This is a genomic window from Pantoea sp. GM_Pan_3, from assembly GCF_026541045.1.
GTDB classification, from domain to species: Bacteria; Pseudomonadota; Gammaproteobacteria; order Enterobacterales; family Enterobacteriaceae; genus Pantoea; species Pantoea anthophila.
The window spans coordinates 396,611-412,569 of the sequence record NZ_JALNVA010000001.1 but is presented as its reverse complement, the minus strand read 5'-3'; the positions used below and the strand labels follow the sequence as shown (position 1 = coordinate 412,569).

Sequence of the window (15,959 nt, the reverse complement as noted above, 5' to 3'; positions counted from 1 at the left end):
AAAAAATCACTGCGGGATGGCGTTACCTTGACGGCTTCAGATGACAGCAGCGTGACGGCGGGGTGAAGGTGCGGTGAACGTGGGAATGGCGTGTCAGACGCTGCGGGTCAGTCCCCCATCAATCCGGATATTCTGGCCGGTGATGTAGGCGGCACCTTCGGACAGCAGAAAGGCGATCGTGGCGGCCACCTCTTCAGCCTTGCCGTAGCGTTTCATCGGCACGCTCTGGCGGCGTTCGTCGGTGGCGGGCAGCGAGTCAATCCAGCCGGGCAGCACGTTGTTCATCCGGACGTTGTCCGCGGCATAGCGATCGGCAAAGAGTCTGGTGAAGCTGGCGAGACCGGCGCGAAACACGGCGGAGGTCGGGAACATCTCTGTCGGCTCAAAGGTCCACGCCGAAGAGATATTGACGATGGCCCCGCCACCCTGAGCTGCCATGATCGGTGCCACCAGACGCGCCATGCGCACGGCGCTGAGGAAATAGACCTCCATGCCTGTCTGCCACGCGTCATCCGTCAGATCGGGAATGTCGGCTCGTGGGCCATGACCCGCCGAGTTGACCAGGCCGTCAATCCGTCCCCAGCGCTGCATGACCTGCTCTACCAGCTGCTGCACATCCGCCTGTGACTGATTGGAACCCGTCACACCGATCCCCCCCAGCTGCCGCGCCAGCGCCTCGCCCTTACCGGAAGAGGATAAGATTGCGACGCGGTATCCCTCATCCGCCAGCCTGCGCGCGGCGGCTGCGCCCATGCCCGATCCACCAGCCGTAATGATGGCGACTTTTTCTGCGGTCATCTTTTGCTCCTTTTGCTGTGAAAAACGCATCTTCGCAGGAAAGCGGTGTATTATCGCGCGATAAATAAACCTCTGAGCATGTAGAAAAACTACAGGATAACTATGCCACTCTCACGTCGCGGTCTGCCCTCACTGAATGCCCTGCGGGCGTTTGAAGCCGCTGGCCGGAAGCTGAGTTTCCGGGCGGCGGCGGCGGAGCTGGGCGTCACGCAGGGGGCCGTTGCGCAGCAGATTCGCGCACTGGAAGATCATCTGGGCATCCGCCTGTTCAACCGGCTTGCGCGCGGGCTTTCGCTGACGCCGCAGGGGGCAGCCTGGCTTGCAGACGTGACGCGCGCGTTTGATATGCTGGTCGAATCAACGGACCGATTGCTGGCGCGCCCGGATGTGGTGACGATCAGCGTGACGCCGACCGTCGCCGCCAGACTGCTGATCCCCCGGCTGGGCCAGCTTCAGGCAGATCTTCCTGACATTGAGTTGCGCACCGTCGCCACCGAGGCCCTGTCCGATTTTTCCCGTGACCAGGTAGATATCGCGGTGCGGCTGTCACGAACCGCCCTGCCCGCGACTCTGGAGAGCGCGCTGCTGTTTCGTCAGCATCTGATCGCCGTTGCCAGCCCACATCTTCTGGAGGGGCTCAGCCTGCCGCTGACCGCCCGTCAGATTGCGTCGCTTCCGCTATTGCATGACGCGCATGACGGCTGGCCACGCTTCCTGCAGCAGGAGGGAAAGCTGCCCGGCGCCCGCTTTAACCAGACCACCCTTGCACTGGATGCCGCGATGGCCGGACAGGGCGTGGCGCTGACGAGCCGGGCTTTTGTGCAGGCCGATATCAAAGCGGGTCGGCTGGTCGTGGTGGCTGACGCGGGCGATAGCGCAGGTGACTATTATCTGGTGCGCAAACGCATGGATCTGCCTGGCAGGGCTGCGCAGGCGGTGTGGGAATGGTGCCTGGATCATCTCGGCGAATGTCCCTGAACCGCGCATCGCCACTTAAACGCGTTAACCTTCTGATTATCCGTTGATCACAGATAATCACTGACTGAACAGATGAAATCTGCTTCCCTCTTCTGTCCGTTAAGCGTCAAGTTTTCTTATGAACACCCGATATTATTATCAGGCTTCTTTCACACAACATGGAGAGAGTAATGATTAGCTCAATCGATAACGGGTTTAAAGAGAGTGACGTTTTCAGCAAGCAGGAGAGTATGCCCAAAACTATTCCGCTTGCCCGGGAGACGGTAAACAGGCTGATTGCAGATGCCCCTTCTTCGACCACACAGCTCAGCAAGGAGGCAATAGATAAAAACCTGAAAGAAGTGATTCAGATACGCAACAGCACTATCGAAAAAAACAGCAGCACGATGAACGGCATTACCAACGATATCGACACCTGGTTTTCCGCTTTACAGTCCCACTCCTCTCTTTCTAAAACCGATATGTCCGGACTGATTTCCGATGCCCTGCACTCCTATACCGGCTCCGGTAACTCCACAACCCTTTCAATGGATCTGGCCGTCACCCAGGGCATGTTAAATAAACTGGTTGAGCGATTTGTTCCTGCGGATCAGCAGGCTGAGAGTTACCGTGAAGTGGAAAAGTTTGTGTCAGATAAGGCCTCTGCGCAGGATGCTGTCCTGCAGGATCTGACCCAGCGCTCACTGGATATCGCCCGCCAGTACGGCGACACGGCAGGCGTCACGCAGTTTGAGCAACAGCTGGATAGCATCAGTCACGGTGAGCATGCGACGCAGAAAGAACGGGATGCCATGCTCAGCATCACTGACACCACAGCGAGCAGCGCCGGCTGGTTATCCGCCTTCACGCAGCTGGTGCACAACAGCGGTGATAATGACTTTTTCAAACGCATCAGCTATGACCATATTTCACAGCTGGCAACCCGCATCGAGCAGTTCAATAACAAGGCAAACCATTTTGACGCGGGCTTCTCGCTGACGCAGTAACGTGGCCTGAGCCGGGTAATGAGGGGTAAGCCTGACAGGCTTACCTTTTCCCGTTGCCGCTGGTTTTCAGCCGACACATGCTGTATCTTTGCGAACTATCGTACTAGTTCACAGGTACAGAAATGATGTTCGCCACACTTGAAGAGGTCAGAAAAGAGATTGATCGGATCGATGTTCAGCTGGTGAGCATGATTGCTCAGCGTGCTGAATGTGTGAAAGCTGCGGCAACGTTCAAAGCCGATCACGCCGCAGTACGCGCGCCAGACCGGGTGCAGCAGGTCATTGATAAAGTCTGCCGACTCGCGGCGGAGAAAGGACTTCCTGAGGTCATTATTGCGAAGGTGTACAGGAGCATGATTGAGGCGTTCATAGAGTATGAACTTGCGCACCATGCGCAGATCGGCGACAACCCACCTGACCCGGTGAATTAACCTCTTTGTGCGTTCGTGTCATTACCGGGACAGAGGCTGTCTGATGGGGCGAACATGGCGACAGCTATCAGCAGCTTGATCATTTAATGAAAGGCGCAGAATGAGGCCGGCGAACCGGCCTCAGGCATGATCAGATGGCGCAATAAACGCGCGCTTCACGTGGCGTGTAGATACCAAACGTCACCACGCTCAGTAAGCCATTAACAAACGTCTGCTGCACTTCAACCCGACTGACTTTTTCCTGGCCGCCGCACACCTGCGCCGCATCAATGCTCTTACGCTGACCGATACCTGAAACAAAGAACGGCTGGCTGGTGGTTTTCGTCGCCGCGCCAACCTGATTCTGTTTCATTACGAAAGTCTGCTGCGCACAGCCGGTTAAACTCAGAGCCAACAGCGCCGCAACACAAAGCTTGTTCATAAATATCCTTATCGTTTGAAATGTACAAATAAATGCTGAGTGAAATCATCACTCAGCCAGCCATCAGGTTATCGACAGCGAAAGCAGAAACATTAGAAATATTTTTGAATGCGGACTGTGCTTGTCGCTCGCCGCAGTGACATGCTCCCTGTAAATGAATACAAGCCTATGCAAGCAAATTATCTAAGTGTAATAACAGCCACAAATGTGCTCTTTTCGCTTATAACGGACACTGGCTTGTTCATAAGTCCCTTCGTGCCAGAAGCGGGCGTCCACGCAGCAATCCTGTCATTCCCATGGTTACGTAATGAAACAGATGACTGATAGTGTTTTTATTACGTAAGGTAAATGCTGATTCCGCAGCTAAATAAAGGAAGTAAGCATGGGTAGATTTCAGGGTAAACGTATACTGATCACGGGCGGCACCAGTGGCATCGGGCTGGCAGGCGCTCAGCGTATTGTTACTGAAGGTGGCCACGTAGCCATTACAGGGCTTAATGAAGAAAGGCTTGAACGTGCACGCGGCTTACTTCCTGCGACATCGCTTATTCTGAAAAGTGATGCTGCAAGCGAAGCTGACATAAACGGACTGGGGGAAGCTATCAGAGGCTGGGGTTCACTTGATGGATTATGGCTAAATGCTGGCTTTGCAGAGGTAGGCTCTCCGGAATCTGTCACTACAGACTCTTTCAATCATATGATGAATGCTAATGTGCGCGGTCCGATGCTACAGCTGGCCGCGCTTTCCAAATCGCTTAATTCCGGCGCATCCGTTCTGGTAACGTCATCCTCATCGGCATATGAAGGTGCGGCAATGACGAGCCTGTATGCAGCGACGAAAGGTGCCGTTATTGCCATGGTCAAAAGTTGGGCATCTGCGCTGGCTGAACGCGGTATTCGCGCCAACACGTTGGTGCCGGGTCCGATTGAAACTAACTTCAGGCATTTTATGCCAGAGACGTCGCGTCAGCAGTTCGAAGAGTTTGTGTTAAGCCAGGTTCCTTTGGGCCGCGCAGGAACAGCAGAAGAGGCCGCTGCAGTTGCGCTTTTCCTGCTATCCGATGACGCATCCTACGTTACTGGCAGCCAGTATGCTGTAGATGGCGGGCTGATTCATTACTGATTGTTAGCGGGTTTCAGGAAATTAGTTGAAATCAACCGAATAATGTCCGCTTTTTGCCCATAGAGGACATTGGCCTGCACAATGTCCGCTTTGTGCCAAAAGCGGACATTGAGATATGCTAATTATGATTCGCAGGTCAACTGAAAGATACAACTTGTACATCTACAAACAGCATAAAATATTAATAGAAAAACTGAGTAAGTAATCGAACCTTTACGCATTTATTAATGCCGCTAAGCTTTAATTATTATGAAAATAACTTTGAAATTAATTTACGCCATAAAGAACTCTTCTTTACAGTGTCAGCCGATAAACTAGCCCAGGATGGATTTCTCAAATCACTCGGTAATAAATATTTGCGATCGTCATCATCGACAACGAAAGCATCGAGCTTGCTCGCTATCTGCAACATTTTACAATATAGAGCCTCACAGGGCTGCTTAGTGTAAATCCGCCCATCACACCATTCAAGCCAGGGTTCATCATGTGGCTGATGGACATTCCATGTAGCAAAGAAATCACCATTCTTTTTATCTATTGATAATTCTTCATCACTATCAACAAGTTGAAGCCATTCTTCACTCTTAATTGGCTCATTTGCACTATCAAACCAATTTTCTGTTCTTACGATATGAAGTTCCCAGCCCATGAACACCTCCATTTTTTATGAATATTACCGTTATTAGAAATGTTTAAGCTAAAGCCTAAGATTTATGTTGTGAGTATGCACCAAACAATACGAGGTCAGCCAACTTTAATGATCAGATATACTTGTAGTCAAAAAAGATTACTCGGACAGAGCGACAGTGACCTTCCCCGCTTTGATTTAGTCATTACGAATCTAGTCATTCAACATCAGTTGTGAGAGTTACGGCTAACGTCCGCAGATCGCTCACAGCGGACACTAGCCTGCCGAATTCCGCGTTGTACCAGAAGCGGACGTGAGTATTTGTGTTCAGGATTGCGCCGAGGCGCCCTGACGGAGCGCGGCAAGTAGTCTTATGATAAATAACGCTGTCTGGCTCGCAGAAGAGCTCTGGCTGTCAAGCGCCAGCCTGCCCGTTAACTTCTCTATGAAGGAATGGTAGCATTGCCCGGTTCAATGGCTTTCCTTATAAATTACATGGAGCGTTTAATGCAGTTAATGAGAATGAGCTACGACGATCTGACTAAGGGCGGTGGCGAGGCAAAGCTGCACGTTTACGGCGTAGGTACCTTTCCGGTCTTTTCCGGCCAAAAGCCCTATACCAATGACCCAAACTGCACCTACAGGCCTAAAAGTGCCATTCCGGTCGGGCGCTACTGGATTGTTCCGCGTCCTGAAGGCAGTATCGCTAACCGGATCAGAGGATGGGCCGTCGACACCTGGAACAGCTCAAATCATTCAGAGTGGTTTGCGCTCTTTAATTCGGAAACGATGAGTGATTCCATCTTCATCAATGGCGTTGCCCGCGGCGGTTTCCGCCTGCATCCTCTTCGTCCAGACGGCTCCGGAGAAAGTGAAGGGTGTATCACCTTCGTACGGCGTACTGATTTCTATACGGTAAGACAGGCGCTGCTCCGGAGAAAAAAAATTCGCGTGCCGAGTTCGAGAAACAGCCTGATGGCATACGGCTATGTTGACGTTCAGGGAGAAAGTAACTTTGCAAACTGCAAAATTCGCTAGAAAAGCAGCGGTTTTTTTCGTCTGCTTTATTGTAGCCTTTATGGTTTCGCGTTACGGGATGCCACTCTATCCGCTGACGGCGTGGCTCGTTGAGCATTCTCACCAAATTTTCAGCAGTTATCAGGATGACGTATACGAAGCTGGTACGGATCCGGTTACGTTCTTTTCCCTTTTGATCGTTATCGCGTTTTACGCTTTAGCCATATATTGGTTAGTTAAAATGGCAATTAAAAAAGTAAAACGTGGATAGGCTGGTTGCAGTAAAAAACGGCGGTTTTATACTGCCCTGCACTTTTGTCTGAAAAAGCAATACCAAAAAGGGTTCGCGAGCGGGTTGTTATATTTATTATGGCAGAACGTCCCTGCTGCTATCATTTGACGTCCGCTTTTCGCTCACAACAGCCCCTCACTGATTAATTGTGCCAAATCAACAAAACCTGTCAGCTAAAGTCTGAGCTGATGCACCTCCATACGAGTGTCAACACGGCCAATATGCGACACTTACTGATAAATAGCCTGTGGAAGCGAAAGCATTTTGACTGTTCAGGCGTGATGCGACTGCCCTGAGTAAATGCTGGAACCCGGTCTGCAGTGATACAATGCAACGTTATCTGTTGCGGCCCCCATTAAGCTCTTAACTGACAAGTATTACGTCATTCACGAGCTTTTTATCTCTGCACTTAAGCTGCATCGACGCGGAATTGCTGTGCCCGCTGCGCGAGGCGATCAGAGAGTTCACGCAATTGCGTAGCAGAATTGACCTGATGGGCGTTGAGTGCTTCGTTTTGCTGCAGCTGGTTACTCATCTCCACCACTTCTTGCGCAATTTTACTGACGCGATGACTTTGCGCGATGCTATTTTGCTGTAACTCATCCAACTGTGTTACTACCCCCGAAACCGCGCCGCTGATTTTCGTGAACAGCACTTCCAGCGCCTTAACTTTGTCAAAACCATTATTCACATGCTGCTGAGTGTGCTGAATTAAATCATCAATCTGACGTGTTGATTCACCACTCTTTTGCGACAGCAGTCCCATCTCTTTGGCGACAACGGAGAAACTGCGGCCGTATGTTCCGGCGTGAGCGGATTCAATGGCGGCATTTAACGACAGTAATCGGGTTTGCATTGACAGACTATCCAGCATGGCGACAATCCCGGCGATATCGCCCGAGGCAGCAACGATCTGTTGCATTTTGAGTTCCATATTGTCGACTTCCGCGACGCAATTGCGCATCAGAGCATCAGCTGACTGCGCCTCCTGTGTGGCCTGCTGCGAGAGCTGTGCACCAATTTCGACTTCTTCAGACACGCGGTATAAACGCTGTGACAGATAGTGGAAGCTGGCATTCTGCGCCTGATGTTGCTGCATGAACTGTTCGTTATGCTGCTGCATATCTTCTGCACCGGCCGCCACGCTGACCGCAACATTATTAATGTCACTGACAATCTGCTGCAGACCGAAGCGCATCGATTCGATCGACTGAAACAGCTGGCGCGTCTCTAAACACTGGCGACCCGGCGTGTCATGGTTCGGTACCAGGTCGCCTGTTGCAATCTGTTCCAGCTGTCGGTTGGCTCTTCGAAGCGGCAATAGCACGCCGCGCATCAGCAGGCTGGAGGCCAGCACCAGTAGCGCCATCAAAATGGCACTGACGATCAGCGACATATTGCGGCTCTGCTTCAGTGTACTGAGGGTAAGTTGATTCACGCTGCTCAACTGATGGTTGGCCTGTTCAAGCTCGCTGAACCAGGCATCGTTAAACTGCTGCTGGAATGCCTGCATCGGCACAATAAAAAAGGCATTAATGTCATTGGCCGCTAACCCTTTCAACTGCTCTTGCAAACCCTCCGCTAACATCGCGAAGTCCTGAGCCAGGGGGCTGTCCGCTTTAGCATGGTAGGCGGTGAACAGCGACTGGGCTTTTGTTAACGAATCCCTGGAAGCGGCCGCCAGACTTTTCCAGCTATCGACCGAGCCGCTTTGCTGATCCTGCATTAAATAGATACCGGCGCGGTGGCTGTTATCACTGGCGGTGAGCAACTCGATACGTGCTTTATCCAGCAGGGCCAACCTTTCCCGGAGTTGATTGCCTTGCTCAAGTGAAATTTGCGTCTGATTAACGTGATTACTGAGCAGCAGTACGCCTGCGAACTGCAGTAAACAAAACAGCACGATAAACAGCAAAAACTGGCCGCGAAGGCTGGTGAGCCAAAGCGGCATACGCCAGGTAAGATGCGTGCGTAAACGTAGCGGTAACGAGATTACAGAAAGGAGTGACATCTAACGATCCCAAAAAAATAAAAAAGAGTATTGGGAGTGGGCATGACAATTTGGTGACAGCGGACGCGATTCAGCGCAAAACAGCATAATGCGCGGCCTTAAAAAAAATTATGGCCCTGTGACGCTAGTTTTTTTGGCTAAGATGTTGTTCGATGCGCGGCAAAAGTAGCTGCTCCACAGCAGTAAAAACCGGAACCACCATGACGTTTCCAAACTGCCTGTAAGTCTGAGTATCCGAGACCGCAATACGGAAATGGGCTTTGTTCCGGAGCCTCAAATCCCATCAGTCCGCTGGCTGAACATTCGGCCAGCGCGGCGGCTTCCCTTGAGGAACAAGCTTTCCTTCTGCGTCAGGCCGTTGCGATCTTTAAAGCCGGCAGGTCTGACGAAAAACTTACTGAAGTTGTAACGCCTGTAAAAGCTGTAAAAAAGACGAGCGTGATGACCACAAAAAGCTCATAGCGGCCGTTGCGGCGCAACGGTCTGTCCAAGACAGAAGCGGATGTTTCCAACAGTGCATTTGCTAATCCGCGTAGAACAGATCTTACCGCGTAGTAATGCAAACATGCCGGGATGATCAGGGACGTCTTTTCAGGATACGGACAGGGAAAGGTGCCGGAAACGGCCGTCAGGCAGCAAACAGGCGCTGAGAAGTCTCCGACGGGGTGGCCAAGGGATGTTATGTCTGATACGGCATAGCATCCCTATCGCCATGATTTTAACGTGCGCTTTTCGTTCATAGCGGATCTTATCTATGTCAGTCCGCTTGGTGCCAGAAGCGGACCTTCCAATGCCTTCTGCCTTGTGACCGCAATCGCCTCTTTGCGTACCTACTTCACACGTCCAGGCGATTAATCAGTACAGATCCGAGTTTACCATTTTCGAAGCTGTGGGATTTAACAATAAGGAAATGCTGCCATTGCTTCAAAAGGCACTAGGAACATTCTCATCCTTAGCATTATGATGAAAACGTGAGTGATTCTGATGAAAGCCTATTTTCAGTGACCTTAGGTCATCCCCCAGCAAAAATGTTAAGCACAAGGAGAGCATGTGGCACTTAAACTTCAGCAGGAAATGCCCGCAGACAGCGACCTGTTCAAAGGTGGCAGCCACCAAAATGTGGCAGACAGGATGGCAGAGGTAATTAAAGAACAGGAAATTAATATTTTGGGTCTGGAGGGTGAACTTGGATCCGGAAAATCGACCATCATTCATTTTTTAAAAAAATCCCTGTCTCCCGAATACACATTTATAGACTTTGATGCAGAGATTTATCATTACGGTAATACGAAAAAAGCACTCATCGAAGTCATTCACGATGGCCTGAGCGAAAGTAAAGGGGCTAATAAGGACAACCTTGATAAACTCAAAAACACAGCACTGGGGAACATAGTAAAATATGATAAAAGAGTAAGTAGTAGACTAAGTTGGTGGACCGTCAGCTTCATTCTTTTATGCTTGCTTTCAGTGCAGATGGTCAGGTATCTTATTTTGGATATCAATGCTAATGTCAAAATTCCGGGCACAATTTCAGGATTGGTAATTTATCTGGAAATATTTTTGGCGCTTTCACCGGGCATGCTTTTATTATGGCTTTTAGTTATCCCCAAGCTTAATCTAAAGAGTTGGTGGGCTGTAAGCTTCGGTCTTTTATGCCTTTTTTCTATCCAAGTGGTCAGCTATCTTATTCTAGATATCAATTCTAATGCCAAAAATTCGGGAGCGATATCAGGTTTGGTAATAGCCATTGAGATAATTGCGGCGCTGACCTCTTTCGTGCTTTTATTATGGATTTTGTTGAGCCAAAAACTTAATGCAAAACCCCGGGGTAATTTAGAGGACGTCACGACTGTGGGTGATCTCTTCAAGCAAAACAGTACGGATAGTATTACTGAAAAGTGGCTAATAAGCCGGGAAATAGGGACTATTGAATTAACGAACGCGCTCGCAGGTTTTACCAGTAGCTCATCTGTTTCTACTGACGCAAAGTTTATTCTCATTATTGACAACCTCGACCGCATTAACGCTGACAAGGTTAAAGAGCTCTGGAGTGATATGGAGCTTATTGCGGGAACAACGCACCGACAGTTCCGCATTATTGTGCCTTATTCCGCTCGTCATGTTGCAAAATCTCTTCTGCTAGAGGGCCATACCGGCCGGGAGTTTATCTCCAAACGCATCCCCGTTACCTTTACAGTTCCACCTCTGATCACTGCCGGATGGCAGGACACGTTCCGCGAAATGTGGAAAGAAACCGTGAATGAGCGGATTGATATCTCCTGCGCGGAGACCATGCAGATACTGGAACGCTGGCGTACTGTTGAGTATCCCCGGATGACGCCGAGGCTCCTAAAAAAACTGGTAAATGACGTCCACATACTTCTGATGACAGTGCCTGCAGAAGCTCCGGAGGAATATGTTCTACTTGCACTTTATGTAGTTTTCGTACGCTACAACGAATCTGACGTAATGGCGCTACTGAGATCCGACGAAAATGACCCTATCAACATGCAGCCCAATGAGTATGAAGATAAGTTGCAGGCAACAAAAGCTCAGTTAAATCGTCTCTTTATGAATGATACGAATCGATGGAGTGAATATCTGATGAGCATTCATTTCCAGGCATCGGTAGAGCTTGCGCGTACTGAGCTGTTTGATCTGCCGCTTACCGAAGCGGTTAACAAACAGGATGCTATAGCACTTGAGAAACTGACAGGTATGTACGGATTCTCTCATGCTTGGCAGCGCTGTGCTGGGCGCTTTACTATGTATGACTGGATGGAAACTGCCATAAAACTTTCCGACGATACATTAATCAGAATCAAAGAAGAGCTAACCGGTGCCGTTGCTAGGCTCAATGCGATATATGCATTATCTGAGCGGGAAAATTTTCGTGAGTCTTTCACCCAAAGTCTCAAATTGCTAGAAGAAAAAGGTTATCTCGGTACTGAAGATTTCATGGTCCGGCAGAAAAATCATGTCGTCACAGAACTGAATAAACTGCAGAAAACGCCGGAAAATGATGAGGTTTATATCAGGGAGCTTCTTAGAGAAGCAGACCTCTATTCTGCAATATTTAAAGAAAACCTTCTGGCACTTATAGATAGTGATTTAAGTGGTAAACTTTATTCCATGTACCTGCTGAATGAAAAAGAAAATTTGCCCAACCTCTATGTCAGTACTCTTAAACTTTCAGAAGAGGAGCAGGAAAACATGCTTCGCCACATACTGGAGACTGAGTCTCACGGAATTTTTAACCCTGACGTCATCCGCTTTTTCGATCTGTCAAGCAGGGCAGTAGAACATATAATTGAAAATGAAAGGGATAACTTACCTGTAAATATAGTTAGCAAGCTTGGACTGTTCCGCAACTCCGGAGATAACGAGGATATAGAAGATCTTCGCTATGTTATTTTCAACCCTGAGTGGTATGACAGTCAAATAACACCCAGTTTGAAAAAACAGACTCTCATTAAGGAAAATTATCCTGAAGAATATGCTGCTCACCTCGTCGCAAACTTGGTAGTCACTAAGAACTATTCAGAAATAGAAAGTTACGCTGAAGATTTTGAGCATAATGAAAGTTACATTAAATACCTTTCTTATTATCTCCGTTATGTTAATAGTTTTAGTATTGTACTGGATGCTTTGAAAGATGCTCAGTCATCAGCATATGTAAAAGAAGCTATTAGGATTTTATTTATTGAGAATCACTTGGGTTATATCAACACGGTTGATTACGTTAACACCTATTACCCGATACTCAAGTCTGAATTAAGTGATGTGGATTGCATGAGTCCAATTGTTTCTCGCGAGATTGGCTTGCTCAAAGGCATAAATGAAAAAAATATAGCAAAGATAAGCGAGGACTTTCTGGAGGATATTTTCTCTAAGAATCAATTTAAAAAATTCAAAGAGCGACTCCACATAATCAGCCAGGACATTATTTCAAGTAAGGAGCAGCTTTATGGTGCCTTTAAAGCGATAGAAAGCAACAGAAGTCTCATTCTGCGCAGGATGGCATCAGCAGGAAAGTACGTACATATGACCGTAAGTATCAGCTTCTTCGCGGACTGGTATCGGAATATTGATCTTACACAGCTTAAAACCCACAACAACGTAAGGTTAATATGGTCATGTCTTATAGAAGAGCAGCGGTCTGAAATACTTAAAGAGCTCCACGATGTTCTTATGGAAGTGGACACGCTTAAAGAAAAGAGGATAAAAATAATTCAAGATTTTCATGATGTTATCAACTTTTCCGAACCGGAAGGCAGAGCTTCACGACGCGCAATTGCGGCGCTGTTTGGTCTTGCTTCCGGCGATGAAAAATTACGTTCGTGGCTTAATGCGCAGCAGTTTACTTTCAGCGCTTGGCCAAAGGCTGAAGCTGATACAGTAAGTCAGGTAATTAACGAAAATCAGATGAATTTTCCGGATATTATCAGCCGTTCTTCTTTCATCAGAAACCGCCTTCCCGTACTGGCGCCGGAGCAGGATGATATAAATGCGGGAGAAAATAAGAATGGGGTTTGAAACTAACTTTCGCATCCGGGGCATTTCGGCAGGCCCCTGAAGAAGATGCTGCAGAACTGAAGAGGCGGTCATCAATGTGAAAATTGAGCTGCACAGGGAAGGGCTGTGGAATGGCAGGATTTATATGTCTGTAACCTGATGCACCGGACTTACGACGCCAATCTACACTGACCTTACTTTCAATGTCATCTGGCCCCTGAATGGCGCTCTAGCGGCATTCAGGGGATGATTGCGCATTACTCGCCTTTTTATACGCTTCGAGAAAAGAAAAATCAGCAGTCTAAATGTCCGTTTTTCGCTCATAGCGGACATAAGCCTGCCGAATTCCGTGTTGTGCCAGAAGTGAGCATTCTTACGTCAGCGTTTAACACTAACATCGCACTGATTAGTATCCTTCCGGCGTAGAGTTATACCGCATCCTCATAACCTGTTCAGAGGGCTATATGTTTTAAACCCTGCATCCAGAACCGGCTGAGTTCTGCTGCGGAATTAGTGGATGCGGGTAACAGTGGCTCAGGCTGCTCAGAGAAAATTTTCTGCGCGAATTGTCTTCCAGCCATCTGCGCTGCTGAGGTTTTGCTATGTCGCAGCTGGTAAAAGTTTTGCAGCGCAATGTTCAGATCATCTGTCTCTTTCATTAAACAGGTAAGACTCCATGCATCTTCAAGCGCCTGACATGCTCCCTGCCCGGATGTAGGCAGGGAAGCATGAGCCGCGTCCCCGATGAGTAAGACATTGTCTTTATGCCAGAAAGGAAGTGGGTCAATGTCATGCACAAAAATTCCCCGCACAGATGCACTGTCACATGATCCCAGAACATTCCGCACAGGAGCGGGCCAGTCTCGAAAACGCTGATACAGCTCCTCGTGCCAATCTGCCCGAGGACGTCTATTGTCAACAGGAGCGTTCCACGCCCCTGCCCAATAGCACCACCCCTCCTTCACCGGGACGATTCCAAAACGCTCACCCTGACCGCGAAAGTCATCAATAGCGTTGTTCCGGATGTGCTCTTGTTGTCTTCCCACACCGATTACGTTCACAAAGCCATGATAACGAGGCGTGACTTTATCCACATACAGAGCCTGCCGTACGACCGAATCCATACGCCCGTCAGCTCCGACGACTAAATCAAACGCCTGGCTCAACTTCTTCACGTCCGCTGCACCGATTGCACAATTGAATGTGATCCCTCCACCCAGACTCTCTAACGTACTGGCCAGTAAGCCCATCAGTTCACGCCGCAATATTGTCACACTCGGAAAACCGCATATTGAATTCACTGCTAAAATATCGAACTGCGTTTGAAGGTCACCCTTCCGATCAAACTGGCGCATCATGCACGGTGTCCCCCCTGCGTGCTGCACCTTTTCGCCCAGCCCCATCTTCTGCAAGACGAACATGGCATTGGGCCATAAAGTCACGCCAGCTCCCATGCATGAGACGTTGCGGCCACGCTCAAATAGCCTGACTTGATGGCCTTGTCTGGTCGCGAGTATTCCAAATGCTATTCCAGCCACGCCGGCACCGACGATGGCAATTTTTTTAGGCCTGATCATCATTATTTTCCTTATACGAAACGTAATAAAAAATTGTAATGACCCCCTTATTATTGATAAATACAGAGTTATAACTTTGTTAATCTCATTTTTTGGGATAATCGATGCTTGAGAAATGTGAATTGCAGTGGCTGATCAGCTTTCGGGCTGTTTATGAAAAACTGAGTTTTAAGTTCGCGTCAGAGCAGCTTCAGTTGCCATCTTCTAACGTCAGCAGACATGTCGCTTTACTTGAACAACAACTCAATGTGCGGCTACTGGAGCGTACGACGCGCAGGATAATGCCAACCGCAGCCGGCAGAATGCTATATCAATCTATTACGCCGCTCACGCACGCTTTGGATCATGCTCTGCAAGAAGTCGCACTGTTTGGTGATTCGCTTTCAGGTCACCTTAAGATCATTACGCCAGACCTTCCATTCATGGCCGATATCCTCGCCGACTTCTGCATCAGACATCCCCAAATACAGCTCAGTTGTGACACTCAACTGGATCCAACAGAGGGCTTGCTGGATGGATTCGATCTGATATTACGCTTTGGACGTGGACCACTAGAGGATTCCTGCTGGGTGGCGAGGGAAATTTTTCGCTGGCCGAGCTGCGTGGTCGCAGCACCAGCACTTCTGGAACGTTATCCTTTACCACAATCTGTTGATGAACTGACTAAACTCCCCTGCATTACCAGTATGTCAGTGCTTCAGGGAATGCCATGGAGATTTAAACCAAACCAAAGCGTCCAGGTGCAGTCTGGTTATAAGGTGAACAGCGGACAGATGGCTAAAGCCGCGGCACTGAAAGGACTGGGTTTCGCCATTTTGCCTGTCCATGCATGTGAATCAGAAATCAATAGTGGCTCCTTTGTTAAAATTAACTGTAACAGCGAACCCGAAGATTTGGTGCTATACGCGCTCTATTCCGGCAGAAAATACTTACAGGTAAAAGTGAAAACGTTTCTGGAGCATCTCCAAAATGCGATTGCTCAATTAGCTATATGCAGTAAGGAAGGAACATGATTGATTAAGCAATCCAGTGCATCGTACTAAGTGAAAAAAGCTGACGAAATTTTTTGCAGGTAACGCTTTTTTCATATAGCTGTCCCAGGCTGACTTACGCCTTTTGTTAAAAATATCCCGCTCTGAATGTGCCATCTTAACTTCCGCTCCTCGCTCATAGCGGACTTTG

The 15,959-nt window shown here is 48.8% G+C and carries 13 protein-coding genes and 1 pseudogene; 8 read left to right on the top strand and 6 right to left on the bottom strand.

Translation table 11 applies throughout. The features are described 5' to 3' along the window. Positions 1–93: 93 nt before the first annotated feature. Positions 94–798, bottom strand: coding sequence for an SDR family oxidoreductase (locus OXR04_RS01730; protein WP_058957649.1), 705 nt, complete (start codon positions 796–798; stop codon positions 94–96). Positions 799–900: 102 nt separating this feature from the next. Between OXR04_RS01730 and OXR04_RS01725 the strand changes: the two genes are divergently transcribed. The 3 genes from OXR04_RS01725 to OXR04_RS01715 all read left to right on the top strand — a co-directional run bounded on the left by OXR04_RS01725 (position 901) and on the right by OXR04_RS01715 (position 3,193). Next, on the top strand, positions 901–1,776 hold the full coding sequence (locus OXR04_RS01725) for a LysR substrate-binding domain-containing protein (protein ID WP_267371363.1): 876 nt from the start codon (positions 901–903) through the stop codon (positions 1,774–1,776). A 170-nt stretch (positions 1,777–1,946) separates the two neighbouring features. After that, a complete protein-coding gene (locus OXR04_RS01720) occupies positions 1,947–2,762 on the top strand; it encodes a hypothetical protein (protein WP_267371365.1) in 816 nt (271 codons plus the stop codon). 122 nt (positions 2,763–2,884) lie between these two features. Then, positions 2,885–3,193 (top strand): chorismate mutase, encoded by a 309-nt coding sequence (locus OXR04_RS01715; protein ID WP_140925529.1) that lies wholly within the window; start codon positions 2,885–2,887, stop codon positions 3,191–3,193. A gap of 130 nt (positions 3,194–3,323) precedes the next feature. Here OXR04_RS01715 and OXR04_RS01710 read toward each other — a convergent pair whose 3' ends face one another. Continuing rightward, the gene (locus OXR04_RS01710) at positions 3,324–3,614 is read right to left on the bottom strand and encodes a Bor family protein (RefSeq protein ID WP_009089453.1); all 291 of its coding nucleotides are present in this window, start codon (positions 3,612–3,614) and stop codon (positions 3,324–3,326) included. Between the two features lie 382 nt (positions 3,615–3,996). On the opposite strand from OXR04_RS01710, the gene OXR04_RS01705 reads away from it, so the two are divergent. Beyond that, the gene (locus OXR04_RS01705) at positions 3,997–4,737 is read left to right on the top strand and encodes an SDR family oxidoreductase (protein ID WP_267371371.1); all 741 of its coding nucleotides are present in this window, start codon (positions 3,997–3,999) and stop codon (positions 4,735–4,737) included. Positions 4,738–4,984: 247 nt separating this feature from the next. Here the strand turns inward: OXR04_RS01705 and OXR04_RS01700 are convergent, their stop codons facing one another. After that, a complete protein-coding gene (locus OXR04_RS01700) occupies positions 4,985–5,386 on the bottom strand; it encodes a hypothetical protein (RefSeq protein WP_058957643.1) in 402 nt (133 codons plus the stop codon). 486 nt (positions 5,387–5,872) lie between these two features. Between OXR04_RS01700 and OXR04_RS01695 the strand changes: the two genes are divergently transcribed. Beyond that, entirely contained in the window at positions 5,873–6,403 is a 531-nt protein-coding gene (locus OXR04_RS01695; protein WP_267371375.1) for a DUF2778 domain-containing protein, read from the top strand. Continuing rightward, a complete protein-coding gene (locus tag OXR04_RS01690) occupies positions 6,381–6,653 on the top strand; it encodes a hypothetical protein (protein WP_111208184.1) in 273 nt (90 codons plus the stop codon). The genes OXR04_RS01695 and OXR04_RS01690 overlap by 23 nt, the downstream gene beginning before the upstream one ends. A gap of 430 nt (positions 6,654–7,083) precedes the next feature. Here OXR04_RS01690 and OXR04_RS01685 read toward each other — a convergent pair whose 3' ends face one another. Beyond that, entirely contained in the window at positions 7,084–8,685 is a 1,602-nt protein-coding gene (locus tag OXR04_RS01685; protein ID WP_267371378.1) for a methyl-accepting chemotaxis protein, read from the bottom strand. 124 nt (positions 8,686–8,809) lie between these two features. After that, positions 8,810–8,972: pseudogene (locus OXR04_RS01680) on the bottom strand (DNA (cytosine-5-)-methyltransferase); the annotation flags it as partial. Between the two features lie 763 nt (positions 8,973–9,735). On the opposite strand from OXR04_RS01680, the gene OXR04_RS01675 reads away from it, so the two are divergent. After that, a complete protein-coding gene (locus OXR04_RS01675; RefSeq protein WP_267371380.1) occupies positions 9,736–13,221 on the top strand; it encodes a P-loop NTPase fold protein in 3,486 nt (1,161 codons plus the stop codon). A gap of 431 nt (positions 13,222–13,652) precedes the next feature. On the opposite strand, the gene OXR04_RS01670 is transcribed toward OXR04_RS01675, so the two are convergent. Beyond that, the gene (locus OXR04_RS01670; protein WP_267371383.1) at positions 13,653–14,780 is read right to left on the bottom strand and encodes an FAD-dependent monooxygenase; all 1,128 of its coding nucleotides are present in this window, start codon (positions 14,778–14,780) and stop codon (positions 13,653–13,655) included. A 101-nt stretch (positions 14,781–14,881) separates the two neighbouring features. Here OXR04_RS01670 and OXR04_RS01665 point away from each other — a divergent pair, with 101 nt between their 5' ends. Further along, the gene (locus tag OXR04_RS01665; RefSeq protein ID WP_267371385.1) at positions 14,882–15,790 is read left to right on the top strand and encodes a LysR family transcriptional regulator; all 909 of its coding nucleotides are present in this window, start codon (positions 14,882–14,884) and stop codon (positions 15,788–15,790) included. The last annotated feature ends 169 nt before the right edge of the window (positions 15,791–15,959 follow it).